The sequence below is a fragment of the Paenibacillus sp. RC334 genome, from assembly GCF_030034735.1.
In the GTDB taxonomy this organism is placed as follows: domain Bacteria; phylum Bacillota; class Bacilli; order Paenibacillales; family Paenibacillaceae; genus Paenibacillus; species Paenibacillus terrae_A.
On sequence record NZ_CP125370.1, the window covers coordinates 1,792,100 to 1,805,266 of the forward strand.

Consider the following 13,167-nt stretch of genomic DNA (forward strand, 5'->3'; position numbering starts at 1 on the left):
GGGGATGGGAAACATGGAACAAGTCATTACGCGAACGGCAACACCTGCAACACCCATACAATCTACGCGCTCGGAACAACTTGCGGGGCAAGCTCCACAACCATTCAGTACCGAGGATTTAAGCATCTATTACGGCAGCTTTGAGGCTGTAAAAAAAGTAAATCTGGCCTTTCCCGAGCAGACAGTGACCGCCCTGATCGGGCCTTCCGGCTGTGGTAAATCGACCTTTTTGCGCTCCCTCAACCGGATGAATGACGAGATTGCGTCTTCTTCTACGACAGGGCACATCTGGATGGATGGGCAGGATTTGACCGCGCCGGGCACAGACGTGATCAAGCTGCGTCAGCAGATTGGAATGGTGTGGCAGCGGCCTAATCCGTTTTACAAATCCATTTACAATAACATCGCCTTCGGTCCCAAATACCGGGGTGTTCGTAAAAAGAAACAGCTTGATGAAATCGTCGAAAGCAGTCTGCGTAAAGCGGCGTTATGGGATGAGGTCAAGGACCGCCTTCATGATTCCGCCCTGGCATTGTCTGGTGGACAGCAGCAGCGTCTTTGTATTGCGCGTGCACTATCCGTTCAACCGAAAATTTTGTTGCTTGACGAGCCGGCTTCTGCGCTGGACCCTGTTTCTACAGGTAAGGTCGAAGAGCTGATTACCGAGTTGAAAAAAGATCTGCGAATCGTCATCGTAACGCACAATATGCAGCAGGCCGCACGGATTTCCGATTACACTGCTTATTTTTATATCGGGAGTCTGGTTGAACATGGCAAAACGAATGATATTTTCACTAATCCTGAAAATGAGCTGACCCAGGAGTACATTATGGGCCGGTTTGGGTAAGCGACGCTGTTTGTCGACTTACTATATATGAGATAGGATAAACCCTCTTACTAATCCAGTATTAGTAAGAGGGTTTTTTATTAGTTTAGTAAACTCTTTCATTTGTATATAATAAAATATATTGATTATTTGGGTATATTTTCATATAATACATGTGTTTAATAGTTTTGAGGTACCCATAATCATATTAAAGGAGAGGTTTGGAATGAGGTTTAATGTTAAAGATTCTGTCAAGTGGATCGCCCTTTCAGGAATGGCGATTACAGTAACAACTGGGCTTATTAACCCTTCGTGGGCGGCAGCGGAGCAGGATTCAGCTGATGCGGAGGTGAATGTTACCCAAGCAGTGTATGGTGATACGGCCATTTACAAAAATGCTGTTGTTCCATTGGCTAGCGTGAGTGCGGACAGTTTGCTGGATAAGTACCGTGATTTTAGTAAATTTTCTACTGGCGATGTATCTAAGGATACCAAACTGGCCTTGAATATCGTATCGTGGCAATTGCCGCATGGCGGATTCTTCAAAGCTATGGAAAAGAATTATAAATCCAAGTGGGACGGTAAAGCTGCACGCTCCACCTGGAAGAGCAAGGATGGCGTAGAGCTGGGAACATTTGATAATGAGGCTACGACAACTGAAATTCGCTTTTTGGCGGATGTATACAAAAAAACAAAAAATAAAGACATTAAGGACAGTGTACAAAAAGCAGTTGACTTCGTTCTAACCTCTCAATATTCCTCCGGTGGCTGGCCGCAAGTATACCCTAAACGTGGTAATTATTCTGATGCCGTAACTTACAACGATGATGCAATGGTTAGAGTTATGGTGTTGGCGGATGATATTGCGAACAAGAAGCAGCCGTTTGATAGCGATATTCTGGACAATACATATCGCTCCAGACTTCAGCAAGCGCTAAACAAAGGAATCCAGTACACAATTAAGTCTCAAATTGTAAATAATGGTACACCTACGATCTGGGGTGCACAGCATGATCCGGTTACTTATGCATCTGTTGAAGCCCGGGCATTTGAGCTTGCTTCCAAAACAACTACGGAATCGGTAGGCATCACGGCTTTCTTGATGTCCCAACCGCAAACGGCTGAGGTGAAAAAAGCTGCTCAGAGCGCCTTGAAATGGTTTGACACTAATCGGATCGACGGTATCAAATACAATCGTCAAGGTCCGGAGTTTTTCCAAAAGGACGCATCGAGCGTAATGTGGTATCGTTTCTACAATGTGGAAGACAATAAGTACTTCTTTTCAGACCGGGATGGCAAAAAGTATACTGACATCATGAAAATCAGTGAGGAGAGACGACTCGGTTATGCTTGGGCAGGAAGTCAAGCGAAAAGTCTGTTGAATGCGGCCTCGGAAAGCGGATATTACAAATTGTCCAAGCCGTTGCCAAAATGATAAAGCCATCATTATAAAATGCTTGGGAGGGCGGAACCATCACGGTTCGGCCCTCTTTTTGTTCCGGGGCGGTAAATATGGTTTAATGGAGAGAGGGCAAATATAGAGATAAAGATGCACACAGATAGGAGAGCTTGTATGACACAAGAGGAGAAACAAACGGAATTACACTGGTATGGAGCACCGCTGCGTGTCCGTTATCAGGAAAGCGACCAAATGGGGGTCGTATATCATGCCAATTATCTGAACTGGTTTGAGATCGGGCGTACGGAAATGATCCGGCAGGCAGGCTTTAACTATCGGAGCATGGAGGAACGAGGTGTTCTGTTGCCCGTTATCGAAATCAATGCGAAATATGTGAGTCCTGCCCGATATGATGATTTGATTACCATCTATACCGCGATCACGGACTTCTCCAGACTGCGTCTGAATTACACTTATGAGGTCCGGCGTGTAACGGCTGAGGACCATAAAAGCCAGATTGGAAAGGTATGGACACAGGCAGACCCACTGCCTGGAGAGCTGCTCGTAACCGGGGTGACACGCCACGTATGGGTGAGTACCGAATGGAAGCCCGTCCGGCTGGATCAGGTGCTACCTGATCTGTACACCGCGCTACGGTCTGCTATGACAGGCGGGGAGGGAGAGAAAGCATGATGATGCGCAAACGTCTGTGGCTGTTGTTGCTGCTTATTCCTCTGGCAGAGCTGTACGGGTTTATATGGGTAAGTCACTGGATTGGAGCGGGTAAAACCATTCTGCTTATCATTCTGACGACCCTGATTGGAGCCGCTATGATGCAATTTGAAGGCCGCAAGGTCATTGCCGATGCGAAAAATGAAATGAATCGGGGACAAATGCCCGGCCGCAAAATGCTGGATGGATTATGTGTCTTTTTCGGCGGGAGCTTGCTGCTTATCCCTGGATTTTTAACGGATATTATCGGTTTTACGCTGGTTTTTCCTTTGACCCGTGCGTTGTACCGACGCTTTTTATTGAAATGGCTCGAGAAAAAAATGAAAAATGGCAGCATTACGTTTCGGCGGTTTTGACGTAAGCTGCCGTTTTTCCTACTCACATGATCTCAACGGACTCTTCCGGCAAGAATATAGTTGCGCAAGTCCTGAATGACATTGGCGCGATTGAGCGCGTCCACTACAATGAGGGACACAGGTCCGATAATCAGTCCCAACACACCAAACAGCTTGAGCCCGATGAACATCCCAATGAGGGTGGGAAGCGGGTTCAGACCCACGCTGCTGGCCAGCACCTTAGGTTCTACAATTTGCCGTCCAACCAACAGGATGATATAGAGGATCGACAATCCTACCCCTAATGCCAAATTACCCGACATATATGCATATAAAATCCACGGAATCATCACAATGCCAACCCCTAAATAAGGAAGCAAATCAACCAGCCCGATCATCAAACCGATGGTGAAGGCGGATTCTACACGCAAAATGAACAGTCCAATAATGACGGTCACCGCGGTAATGGAGATTATAATAAACTGTGCGCGCAAATAACCAAACAACGCCTTGCGCAGATCGTGCCATATCCCCGACATAGGCTTGCGAATCGTATCAGGAACCGTATTCGAGAGCATTTGGCTATGTTGGTCCCAGTCCTTACTGATAAAAAATGCCGCTAATACAATAACCATCAGCACCGCGCCCATGTTAGGCAGAGAGGTCAGCAAATTCAGAATACCATTAAAAAATTGGGCAACCAGTGTGGTGACAGCCGAGCTGACCGTCTGGGTCGTTTTATCAATATTGCTGTTAATTGTATGGTAGTAATCGGGGTTATTGCGGATAAATTGGTTAATTTCATTAATTACATTTTGGATCAGATCGCTCTGAGTCCAGTCGATAAACAGGCTTTTAAAATGTTCAATATGTCCGTCAAAGGTCATGGTGAGCCTGATGATCTCTCGAACCATCCGCGTTATGGCCGCAGAGAGTACAACGGCGATTCCGCCTAAATATACAAATAACGAGACCGTGACAGCCATCCAACGTGGCAAGCGGGCCTGGTTGCGCAGAAAGTGAACGAGCGGATTCATGGCATAGGCTACAAGCCAGGCGAACAGAAAGGGATAGACGAGAGGGAACAGCACGTATATGCCCAGGAATAGAGCTATAATTACGACTACAACCCACAGAGCGCGAAATATGCGATTCAGGATCAACCGGCTCAAGCTCTCACGGCTCCTTTCTTTTACAGTTGTATTCCATGAAATAAGTGCTTTACTATACATATGCGAGAAGGAGGTGAGACAAGACCTGTGTAAAAAAGTGCAAATGAATTAAAAAAATATGTAAGGGGTTTCAAAAATTTCTTTATAGAACCGATAAAACATTTGAATGTGTCGGAATAGCCCTGAATGTTCACATAAACGACAAAATCCAGTATAGTGAAAGAAGGTTTAAATATTGACATATGGCGTTAACATTACTTATTTATTTAAAAGGCAAAACTTACTTTTGAAAATGTTTACATTGCAAGTCCGTTCACAATGTTTTTACAAAGGAGAGATGTAACGATGACAGCGACTAAAGGTCTGGAAGGGATCGTAGCGACCACTTCCTCCATAAGCTCTATCGTAGAAGGCGTTCTCACGTACCGGGGTTATAACATTGATGATTTGGCTGTTAACGCCGCTTTTGAAGAGGTAGCTTATTTGTTGTGGTTCGGAAAATTGCCTGATCAAGCCCAATTGCAGGAGCTTCGCGACCAACTAAGCGAATATGCTGCCATTCCGGATGAAATTATTACTCAATTAAAGCTGTACCCGAAAGATTTGAGCACGATGGCTGCCCTGAGATCAGCCGTATCGTCTCTTGCCTTGTATGACCCACAGGCGGATGATATGTCGAGAGAGGCCAATGTGATCAAAACCGTCAAGCTTCAGGCGCAATTGCCCACAATTGTGGCGGCCATAGCGCGTGTGCGCGAAGGGCTGGAGCCGATTGCGCCCAAGAAAGGTGTTTCTATCGCCGAAAACTTTCTGTATCAGCTTACTGGCAAAGACCCGGAAGAGACGGCTATCAAAGCGTTCAATCAGGCTCTTGTGCTGCATGCCGATCACGAATTGAATGCATCGACCTTTGCTGCACGCGTGACGGTAGCAACACTATCCGATATTTATTCCGGCATTACGTCGGCAATCGGAGCTTTGAAGGGACCACTGCATGGCGGAGCCAACGAAGCTGTTGCCAAAACCCTGGAGGAAATCGGCGGTTTGGATCAGGTGGATTTGTATATTCAGACCAAACTGGATAACCGCGAAAAAATTATGGGCTTTGGACATCGTGTCTATAAAAACGGTGATCCGCGTGCCAAGCATTTGCACAAAATGTCCCGCGAACTGGGCGAAATGAACGGCGATACGACGTTGTTTGATATTTCGGTTCGAATCGAGGAAATTGTGACAGGACAAAAGGGCTTGAAGCCGAATGTTGATTTTTACTCTGCCTCTGTTTATACCCAACTGGGTATCAAAAGAGACCTGTTCACACCGATCTTTGCCGTGAGTCGTGTATCCGGGTGGACTGCGCACATTTTGGAGCAGTACGAAAATAATCGTCTGATCCGTCCGCGCGCTGAATACACAGGTCCGATTGACCAAAAGTATGTGTCTCCGGAATTACGCTAATCACTTGTTGTACGAATATTGAGGCTGTATACCCTGAATTAAAAAAATAAGGTACAATAGAAGGGACGGCGAGAGATGCGTGTTTTTGTCTATGATGAAGATCACGTCTTTCGTCCCGTACCCATTCATATCTGAGGAGGAAAAGGAACTTATGGCGAAATTTGAAAAGTTTGAGCTCCCAACTGAAGGCGAAAAAATTACGATTGATAACGGTCAACTACAGGTTCCGAATCATCCGGTTATTCCGTTTATCGAAGGCGACGGCACAGGCCGCGACATCTGGAAAGCATCCAAGCGCGTACTGGACGCAGCTGTAGATAAAGCATATAACGGTTCCAAAAAGATTGCCTGGTATGAAGTATTCGCTGGTGAGAAAGCTTTCAATACATACGGCGAGTGGTTGCCTAACGATACTTTGGAAGCCATCCGTGAGTATATTGTAGCCATCAAAGGGCCGCTTACGACACCGATTGGCGGCGGCATTCGCTCTTTGAACGTGGCATTGCGTCAAGAGCTGGATCTGTACGTATGTCTGCGTCCTGTTCGTTACTTTAACGGTGTTCCGTCTCCGGTGAAGCGTCCTGAATTGGTAGACATGGTTATTTTCCGTGAGAATACCGAGGATATTTATGCTGGTATTGAGTATGCCGAAGGCTCCGAGGACGTGAAAAAGGTCATTCAGTTCCTCCAACAAGAGCTGGGTGTGAACAAAATTCGTTTCCCAGAAACGTCAGGTATCGGGATCAAGCCGGTTTCCTCCGATGGTTCAAAACGTCTGGTACGTGCAGCCATTCAGTATGCTGTTGACCACGGACGCAAGAGCGTAACGCTCGTACACAAAGGCAACATTATGAAATTTACCGAAGGTGCCTTCAAAAACTGGGGTTATGAAGTGGCTGAGGAAGAATTTGCAGATAAAGTATTCACTTGGGCTCAATATGATGCTATCAAGGAAAAAGATGGTGAAGATGCGGCAAATGTAGCTCAAAAAGCAGCTGAAGATGCAGGAAAAATTATCATCAAGGATGCGATCGCTGACATTGCACTGCAACAAGTGCTGACTCGTCCTTCCGAATTTGATGTTATTGCTACACTGAACCTGAACGGAGACTATCTGTCCGATGCGCTGGCTGCTCAAGTCGGTGGAATTGGTATCGCACCAGGTGCGAACATTAACTATGTAACTGGGCATGCTATCTTTGAAGCTACACACGGCACAGCGCCAAAATATGCTGATAAAGATGTCGTAAACCCCGGTTCCGTTATTTTGTCCGGCGTGATGCTGCTTGAGCATTTGGGCTGGCACGAAGCGGCAAACCTGATTTACAAAGGACTGGAAACGTCCATTAATAAGAAAATCGTAACTTATGACTTTGCCCGTCTGATGGAAGGCGCTACACAAGTGAAATGCTCCGAGTTCGCAGATACCATTATTAGTAACCTGTAGAGAGGGGAATGCCACGTGACCATTCAACGCAAAAAAATATCCATTGTTGGCGCCGGTTTTACCGGTGCCACTACCGCATTGCTGCTGGCCCAAAAAGAGCTGGGTGATATCGTTCTGATCGATATTCCGCAACTTGAGAATCCGACCAAAGGCAAAGCGCTTGATATTTTAGAGGCCAGTCCGGTCCAGGGATTTGACAGCCAGGTCACAGGCACTTCCAATTATGAGGATGCAGCCAACTCGGATATCGTCATTATTACAGCGGGGATTGCGCGCAAACCAGGCATGAGCCGTGACGATTTGGTAAATACGAACGCAGGGATTGTAAAATCCGTATGTGAAAACGTGAAGAAGTATGCGCCAGATTCTATCGTCATTATTCTGAGTAATCCGGTCGATGCCATGACCTATACCGCATACCAGACGCTTGGTTTCCCGAAAAATCGGGTCATCGGCCAATCTGGTGTGCTGGATACAGCTCGGTATTGTACCTTTATTGCACAGGAACTGAACGTATCCGTCGAAGACGTGCGTGGCTTCGTATTGGGTGGTCACGGTGATGATATGGTGCCGCTGGTACGCTATTCCAGCGTTGGTGGTATCCCTATCGAAACCCTGATTTCGAAGGAACGTATCGAAGCGATCGTACAGCGGACGCGTGTCGGTGGCGGGGAGATAGTTAACCTGCTGGGCAACGGTAGCGCATACTATGCCCCGGCAGCCTCGCTTACGCAGATGACAGAAGCGATTGTAAAAGACAAAAAACGTATTATCCCGGTCATTGCCTATCTGGAGGGAGAGTACGGCTATCAGGACTTGTTCCTCGGCGTACCGACACTTCTTGGTGGTAATGGTATCGAAAAGGTGTTCGAGCTGGAATTGACCGACGAGGAAAAAGTAGCGCTTGATCAATCCGCCGAATCGGTTCGTAATGTAATTAAAATAGTGACCGTATAGGTTCGATTTTCTACTAAAACGGTATACTTTTATTTGAAGAGGTGTCCCAAAGCCATAGTCATGGCCGACGGACACCTCTTTAAATAGAATATAAGTAATCTATTTGTTTTCTTCCTTTTCCTTTAAAGTTGAAAATTTCAGCTTGGATTTGCTGGCACTGGCGGAGCGGACGGAACGATTGCGGACAAGCGTAAGCGCTCGCCTTTGTCTCCGGATTTATACCATATCAAATATATTCAATAAAATCCGGAGACAACAGCGATGGTAGCAACGTTCCGTTCGCGGAGCCTCTCCAGCACCCACTCAAGCTGAAACTTTTCTCACCGTCCTCCTTTGCTTTGTCCTACTTCCCCGGTATAATAGGTTTCGTATGCGTTGATAGTGTACATAGAAAAGCATGTCCCAAAACACTGAAATGATGACAGTCAGGTAAACAAAGAAATGGAGGTTGTAAACTATGTTTTTTATTCACATGATCGGATCGCTGGCGCTGGGTTTTTATATATTGCTCCCCTTTGTAGTTGGCAAAATCGACAAGCTTGCCCCCGCCGTGCAGGAAGGGACGATATCGGCTGTTCAGCTATTGAACCGTTTGTCTCAATTTGCAATGATCATTTTGCTCGTTAGCGGCATCTATATGATTTTTGCTTGGGGTCCATATTCCGTGGCATGGATCGTCGTCGTTTTGCTGCTGTTTCTGGGTATCTCCGGCATCGCAGGTGCTATGGGCAAGCCGTTACGTTTATCGCTGGAAGCGATTCGTAACCAACAGCCCATTACGCAATACGCTGGAAAAATGCGCATGTTCAGTACATTGCTTGCGGTATTTCTGATTCTCATCACGTTTTTAATGGTATACAGCCATATTATTTAATTAAGTATTTTGCGAGTGGCTGTAATCGAATGATGTCAAATGCTAAATTGAAAAAAGCGGTTTGTGCTGAATAAGCACAAGCCGTTTTTTTGTGCGTCCAACGAACTTCATCCTCCTTTTTCGTTTAACGTACAAGCTCGTGTGGTAAATCAGGAGTAGAGTGGATACAAATGTTGCATCCTATAAGATATCTAATCTTGAAAGGAGAATGCACGATGGCCAAAAGCAATCAGACCCAACAAACCTTGCCCCCGCAGCACCAAGAACAGCAACCGGGGATCGAGTCCAAAATGTCGCCTGCACCTCAGTTTGAGAAGTCAACCTATAAGGCGGCTGGCAAGCTAACAGGCAAAGTCGCACTCATTAGCGGTGGAGATAGTGGAATTGGACGCGCTGTAGCTGTTACGTACGCCAAGGAAGGTGCTGACGTAGCTATCGTCTATCTGAACGAGCATAAGGATGCAGAAGAGACGAAGCGTCAGGTAGAGCAGGAGGACCGCAAATGCGTGCTGATCCCCGGCGATATCGGAGATGACCAATTTGCCAAAAAAGCGGTTCAGCAGACGGTTAACGAGCTGGGCAAGCTGGACATTGTCGTGAACAATGCCGCAGAGCAGCATCCACAGCAAAAGCTGGAAGATATCACGAAAGAGCAGCTGGAGCGTACATTCCGCACGAACATTTTCGGCATGTTCTTCCTGACGCAAGCGGCATTGCCGCATTTGAAGAAAGGCAGCGCAATTGTTAACACCACGTCGATTACGGCCTATGCCGGGAACAAGACACTCATTGATTATTCATCCACCAAAGGGGCGATTACTTCATTCACCCGTTCTCTTTCGCTCAATTTGGTCGATCAAGGCATTCGGGTAAACGCTGTCGCGCCGGGGCCGGTCTGGACACCGCTAATCCCTTCGACCTTTGATGCCAAGACCGTCAGTGAGTTCGGAGGCGCGCAGCCGATGAAGCGTCCCGGTCAGCCGGAGGAATTGGCACCAGCCTATGTGTACCTTGCCTCGGATGATTCATCTTATGTCAGCGGACAGGTCATCCATATCAACGGCGGCGAAGTCGTCAACGGATAAGAGAGAGGTTGGGGCAATGAGTGCCCTGACCTTTTTTCCTTTTTAACAGTGGAACAAAAAGCAGGTAGCCTGTAGAATGGGACTTAACTTACAAAGCTGTTATGATCATAAAAATTTCTACTCAACTAAAGGATGGGCATATTTATGAAGTCGTTTCGTTTCAGGCTTACCTTGATTATGCTGATTCTGATCGGCGTATCTGTCCTGGCTGCCGGAATCACCATGGGACAAATTTTTAAAAACTCGAACATGAAGGTGCTTGAGGAAAATATGGGGCGTGAGATCGACCTGCTTCGGGCTACATTTCCTTTTGTCAATGCAGATGCTCTTTCCAGTACCGATTACGTCTCCTACTATTCGGAAAAGGCAAAGGAAATTGCACGTCTGACGGACTCACGGGTGACCTTCATTCGCAAGGATGGAACGGTGGTTGGTGATTCACTAAGTGATCCGCGCAAGATGGAGAACCATGCATCACGTGAAGAAATCCAAGAAGCCGCGTCGGAAGGAATCGGACGAACGATACGCTACAGTGAAACTTTGCAGCGAAATATGCTGTACGTGGCAGAGCCTGTCGTATCCGACAAGGGGTTCGACGGATATATCCGTTTGTCCATGAATCTGAAAGCAGTAGAGGAAGGTGTGCAGCGCGGCTGGACGGCAATTGGCATTGGTCTGGTCTTGTTGTTCCTTGCCGCTGGATTGGTCAGTTACCGTATCGCGCGTGGCCTAACCTCGCCTATTGAGCATATTACAGGCGTAGCCAATCGTATTTCCGGGCTGGATTATGACGCAAGAGTTGGCATACAGCGCCGGGATGAGGTAGGGCAGTTGGGGGAAGCCATTAACCGTATGGCGGACAGCCTGCAAAACCAAATGAAGACGATACGTGATAATGAGGATTTGCTTCAGAGCGTCATGAGCAATATGACCGGAGGGATTCTCATGATTGATGCCGGGGAGCGGATTGCGCTTGTGAACCGTGAGTCTGAGCGGATGCTCGGTGTCACTAGCAAACGGGTGACGGACAAGCCGTATCATGAGCTGAAAAAGCACTACGAGCTGACGAAGCTGATTGAGGGTAGTATACAAAGCCGCGAAAGACTGCACGGTGAGGTTCATCTGTATAATCCCGAGGAACGGCTGATTTTGCTCGATGGTGTACCGATGTATGAGGATGAAGGCAGATATCGCGGCATGCTGTTCCTTTTGCAGGATATTACAGCTATTCGGCGGCTGGAAAATATGCGGAGTGAATTTGTGGCGAATGTTTCCCATGAGCTAAAAACGCCGATTGCCGCAGTCAAGGGCTTTGCTGAAACGTTGCTCGGCGGCGGAGTTAAGGATGAGGAAACATCCCGTTCCTTTTTGCAAATTATTTATGATGAAAGCGAACGGCTAAATCGGCTGATCGGCGACATTCTGGAGCTGTCCAAAATTGAATCCAAGCGTTCTCCGCTGGATTGCTCTCCGGTTCATGTATCCTCGTTTATAGAATCATTGCTGGAAAAATTGAATAATGTAGCTGCGAAAAAAAGAATTACACTGCATATGGACGTCCCGGATGAACTGTTTATGGAGGCGGATGAAGATAAGCTCCAGCAGATTTTTGTAAACCTTCTGTCTAATGGCATTAACTACACACTCGACGGTGGCAAGGTGAAAATCAAGGTTGTAACTGTACAGCGGGAGAATGATACGGAGAAGGTCGTATTTACGGTTAGCGATACGGGCATCGGGATTCCAAAGAAGGACCTGCCGCGCATCTTTGAGCGCTTTTACCGGGTAGACAAAGGTCGTTCGCGCAACTCGGGTGGAACAGGCCTGGGATTGTCCATCGTCAAGCATTTGGTGGACCTGCATCATGGGGTGCTTTCCGTAGAAAGTGAGCTTGGTTTGGGCACCACATTTACAATCGAATTGCCGTTGTTGCAACAGGAAGAATGAACTAGATCGGTTTTTACATTCTGTTAACAATGCCGTGATAAAATATACGGGTGTCGCATGAGTATGGAAAAGATTTTGGAATTTTGACCAATGCGCCTTTAAAAGGTAAACAGGAGATGAATTTATTTATGGGACAACGCTTGCTGGTTATTGAGGATGAACCAACGCTTGCCAGATTGCTATCCTACAATTTGATACAAGAGGGTTTTGAAGTAGATACGGAGGATCACGGCAGTGCAGGGTTTGAAAAAGCCTCCAGAGAGTCCTACGATTTGATCCTACTGGATTTGATGCTGCCCGGTATGAACGGACTGGATATTTTGAGCAGACTACGCCATCAGGGACTGACAACACCCATCATTATTTTAACGGCCAAAAACGGCGAAGCCGAGGTTGTCCAAGGATTGAAATCAGGAGCAGATGATTATATTACGAAGCCTTTCGGTGTTTCCGAGCTGCTGGCCCGCGTAACGGCGGTACTGCGTCGTACTTCCGGGGGGGATGAAGGCGTGCTGTCCGATCAGAAAGACGGCTCCAAAATTCAATTAGGCGAGCTGGAGATTTATCCTGAAAAATATGAAGTGATTCTCGGAGGACAATCCATCAGCTTAAGGCCCAAGGAATTTGAGGTGCTCCTCTACTTGTCCCGTAAGCCGGGCGTGGTATTGACTCGCGACGATCTGATGAACGCGGTTTGGGGCTTCGACTACATTGGCGGTCAACGGACGGTGGATGTGCATGTTAGCTCATTGCGCAAGAAGCTGGAGCTGGATCCCGATTCGGTTCATATTGATTCGATTCGCGGAGTCGGATACAAACTGGTTGTTAATAAAAAAAGAAGCGCTTCTCATTTGCTATAAATGAGGAGCGTTTTTCTTTATGTTCGATTTTGTATGCGACGATTTTTGTGTCCATTTCGTGATTTACATTTCGTT

Annotated in this window: 12 protein-coding genes; 11 read left to right on the forward strand and 1 reads right to left on the reverse strand. The window is 46.9% G+C overall.

The window, feature by feature from the left end; translation table 11 throughout:
• Positions 1-13: 13 nt before the first annotated feature.
• The 4 genes from pstB to QMK20_RS08430 all read left to right on the forward strand — a co-directional run bounded on the left by pstB (position 14) and on the right by QMK20_RS08430 (position 3,313).
• Complete coding sequence (gene pstB / locus QMK20_RS08415) at positions 14-847, forward strand: phosphate ABC transporter ATP-binding protein PstB (RefSeq protein WP_283655357.1); 834 nt, start codon at positions 14-16, stop codon at positions 845-847.
• Between the two features lie 205 nt (positions 848-1,052).
• Positions 1,053-2,261: a pectate lyase gene (gene pelA, locus QMK20_RS08420; protein ID WP_283655358.1), complete on the forward strand. Its 1,209-nt coding sequence runs from the start codon at positions 1,053-1,055 to the stop codon at positions 2,259-2,261.
• A 138-nt stretch (positions 2,262-2,399) separates the two neighbouring features.
• Entirely contained in the window at positions 2,400-2,918 is a 519-nt protein-coding gene (locus QMK20_RS08425; RefSeq protein WP_283655359.1) for an acyl-CoA thioesterase, read from the forward strand.
• On the forward strand, positions 2,915-3,313 hold the full coding sequence (locus QMK20_RS08430) for an FxsA family protein (RefSeq protein ID WP_013309596.1): 399 nt from the start codon (positions 2,915-2,917) through the stop codon (positions 3,311-3,313). Before QMK20_RS08425 ends, QMK20_RS08430 begins: the two co-directional genes overlap by 4 nt.
• 32 nt (positions 3,314-3,345) lie before the next feature.
• On the opposite strand, the gene ytvI is transcribed toward QMK20_RS08430, so the two are convergent.
• A complete protein-coding gene (gene ytvI, locus QMK20_RS08435; RefSeq protein ID WP_283655360.1) occupies positions 3,346-4,464 on the reverse strand; it encodes a sporulation integral membrane protein YtvI in 1,119 nt (372 codons plus the stop codon).
• Positions 4,465-4,809: 345 nt separating this feature from the next.
• On the opposite strand from ytvI, the gene citZ reads away from it, so the two are divergent.
• The 7 genes from citZ to QMK20_RS08470 all read left to right on the forward strand — a co-directional run bounded on the left by citZ (position 4,810) and on the right by QMK20_RS08470 (position 13,092).
• Positions 4,810-5,922 carry a citrate synthase gene (gene citZ / locus QMK20_RS08440; RefSeq protein ID WP_283655361.1) on the forward strand — a complete coding sequence of 371 codons (1,113 nt, stop codon included), beginning with the start codon at positions 4,810-4,812 and terminating at the stop codon, positions 5,920-5,922.
• Positions 5,923-6,073: 151 nt separating this feature from the next.
• A complete protein-coding gene (icd, locus tag QMK20_RS08445) occupies positions 6,074-7,369 on the forward strand; it encodes an NADP-dependent isocitrate dehydrogenase (protein ID WP_283655362.1) in 1,296 nt (431 codons plus the stop codon).
• A gap of 15 nt (positions 7,370-7,384) precedes the next feature.
• Positions 7,385-8,326, forward strand: a complete 942-nt coding sequence (mdh, locus tag QMK20_RS08450; RefSeq protein WP_044648769.1) for a malate dehydrogenase — start codon at positions 7,385-7,387, stop codon at positions 8,324-8,326.
• Between the two features lie 457 nt (positions 8,327-8,783).
• On the forward strand, positions 8,784-9,200 hold the full coding sequence (locus QMK20_RS08455; protein ID WP_283655363.1) for a hypothetical protein: 417 nt from the start codon (positions 8,784-8,786) through the stop codon (positions 9,198-9,200).
• A 215-nt stretch (positions 9,201-9,415) separates the two neighbouring features.
• A complete protein-coding gene (locus QMK20_RS08460; protein WP_283655364.1) occupies positions 9,416-10,285 on the forward strand; it encodes an SDR family oxidoreductase in 870 nt (289 codons plus the stop codon).
• A 144-nt stretch (positions 10,286-10,429) separates the two neighbouring features.
• Positions 10,430-12,232 (forward strand): two-component system histidine kinase PnpS, encoded by a 1,803-nt coding sequence (gene pnpS / locus QMK20_RS08465; protein ID WP_283655365.1) that lies wholly within the window; start codon positions 10,430-10,432, stop codon positions 12,230-12,232.
• A gap of 128 nt (positions 12,233-12,360) precedes the next feature.
• Complete coding sequence (locus QMK20_RS08470; protein WP_010349065.1) at positions 12,361-13,092, forward strand: response regulator transcription factor; 732 nt, start codon at positions 12,361-12,363, stop codon at positions 13,090-13,092.
• Positions 13,093-13,167 lie beyond the last annotated feature (75 nt).

Bases quoted from the DNA above. Each gene is read 5' to 3' on its own strand.
- pstB (WP_283655357.1), top strand. From the start codon at position 14: ATGGAACAAGTCATTACGCGAACGGCAACACCTGCAACACCCATACAA.
- pelA (WP_283655358.1), top strand. From the start codon at position 1,053: ATGAGGTTTAATGTTAAAGATTCTGTCAAGTGGATCGCCCTTTCAGGA.
- QMK20_RS08425 (WP_283655359.1), top strand. From the start codon at position 2,400: ATGACACAAGAGGAGAAACAAACGGAATTACACTGGTATGGAGCACCG.
- QMK20_RS08430 (WP_013309596.1), top strand. From the start codon at position 2,915: ATGATGATGCGCAAACGTCTGTGGCTGTTGTTGCTGCTTATTCCTCTG.
- citZ (WP_283655361.1), top strand. From the start codon at position 4,810: ATGACAGCGACTAAAGGTCTGGAAGGGATCGTAGCGACCACTTCCTCC.
- icd (WP_283655362.1), top strand. From the start codon at position 6,074: ATGGCGAAATTTGAAAAGTTTGAGCTCCCAACTGAAGGCGAAAAAATT.
- QMK20_RS08455 (WP_283655363.1), top strand. From the start codon at position 8,784: ATGTTTTTTATTCACATGATCGGATCGCTGGCGCTGGGTTTTTATATA.
- QMK20_RS08460 (WP_283655364.1), top strand. From the start codon at position 9,416: ATGGCCAAAAGCAATCAGACCCAACAAACCTTGCCCCCGCAGCACCAA.
- pnpS (WP_283655365.1), top strand. From the start codon at position 10,430: ATGAAGTCGTTTCGTTTCAGGCTTACCTTGATTATGCTGATTCTGATC.
- QMK20_RS08470 (WP_010349065.1), top strand. From the start codon at position 12,361: ATGGGACAACGCTTGCTGGTTATTGAGGATGAACCAACGCTTGCCAGA.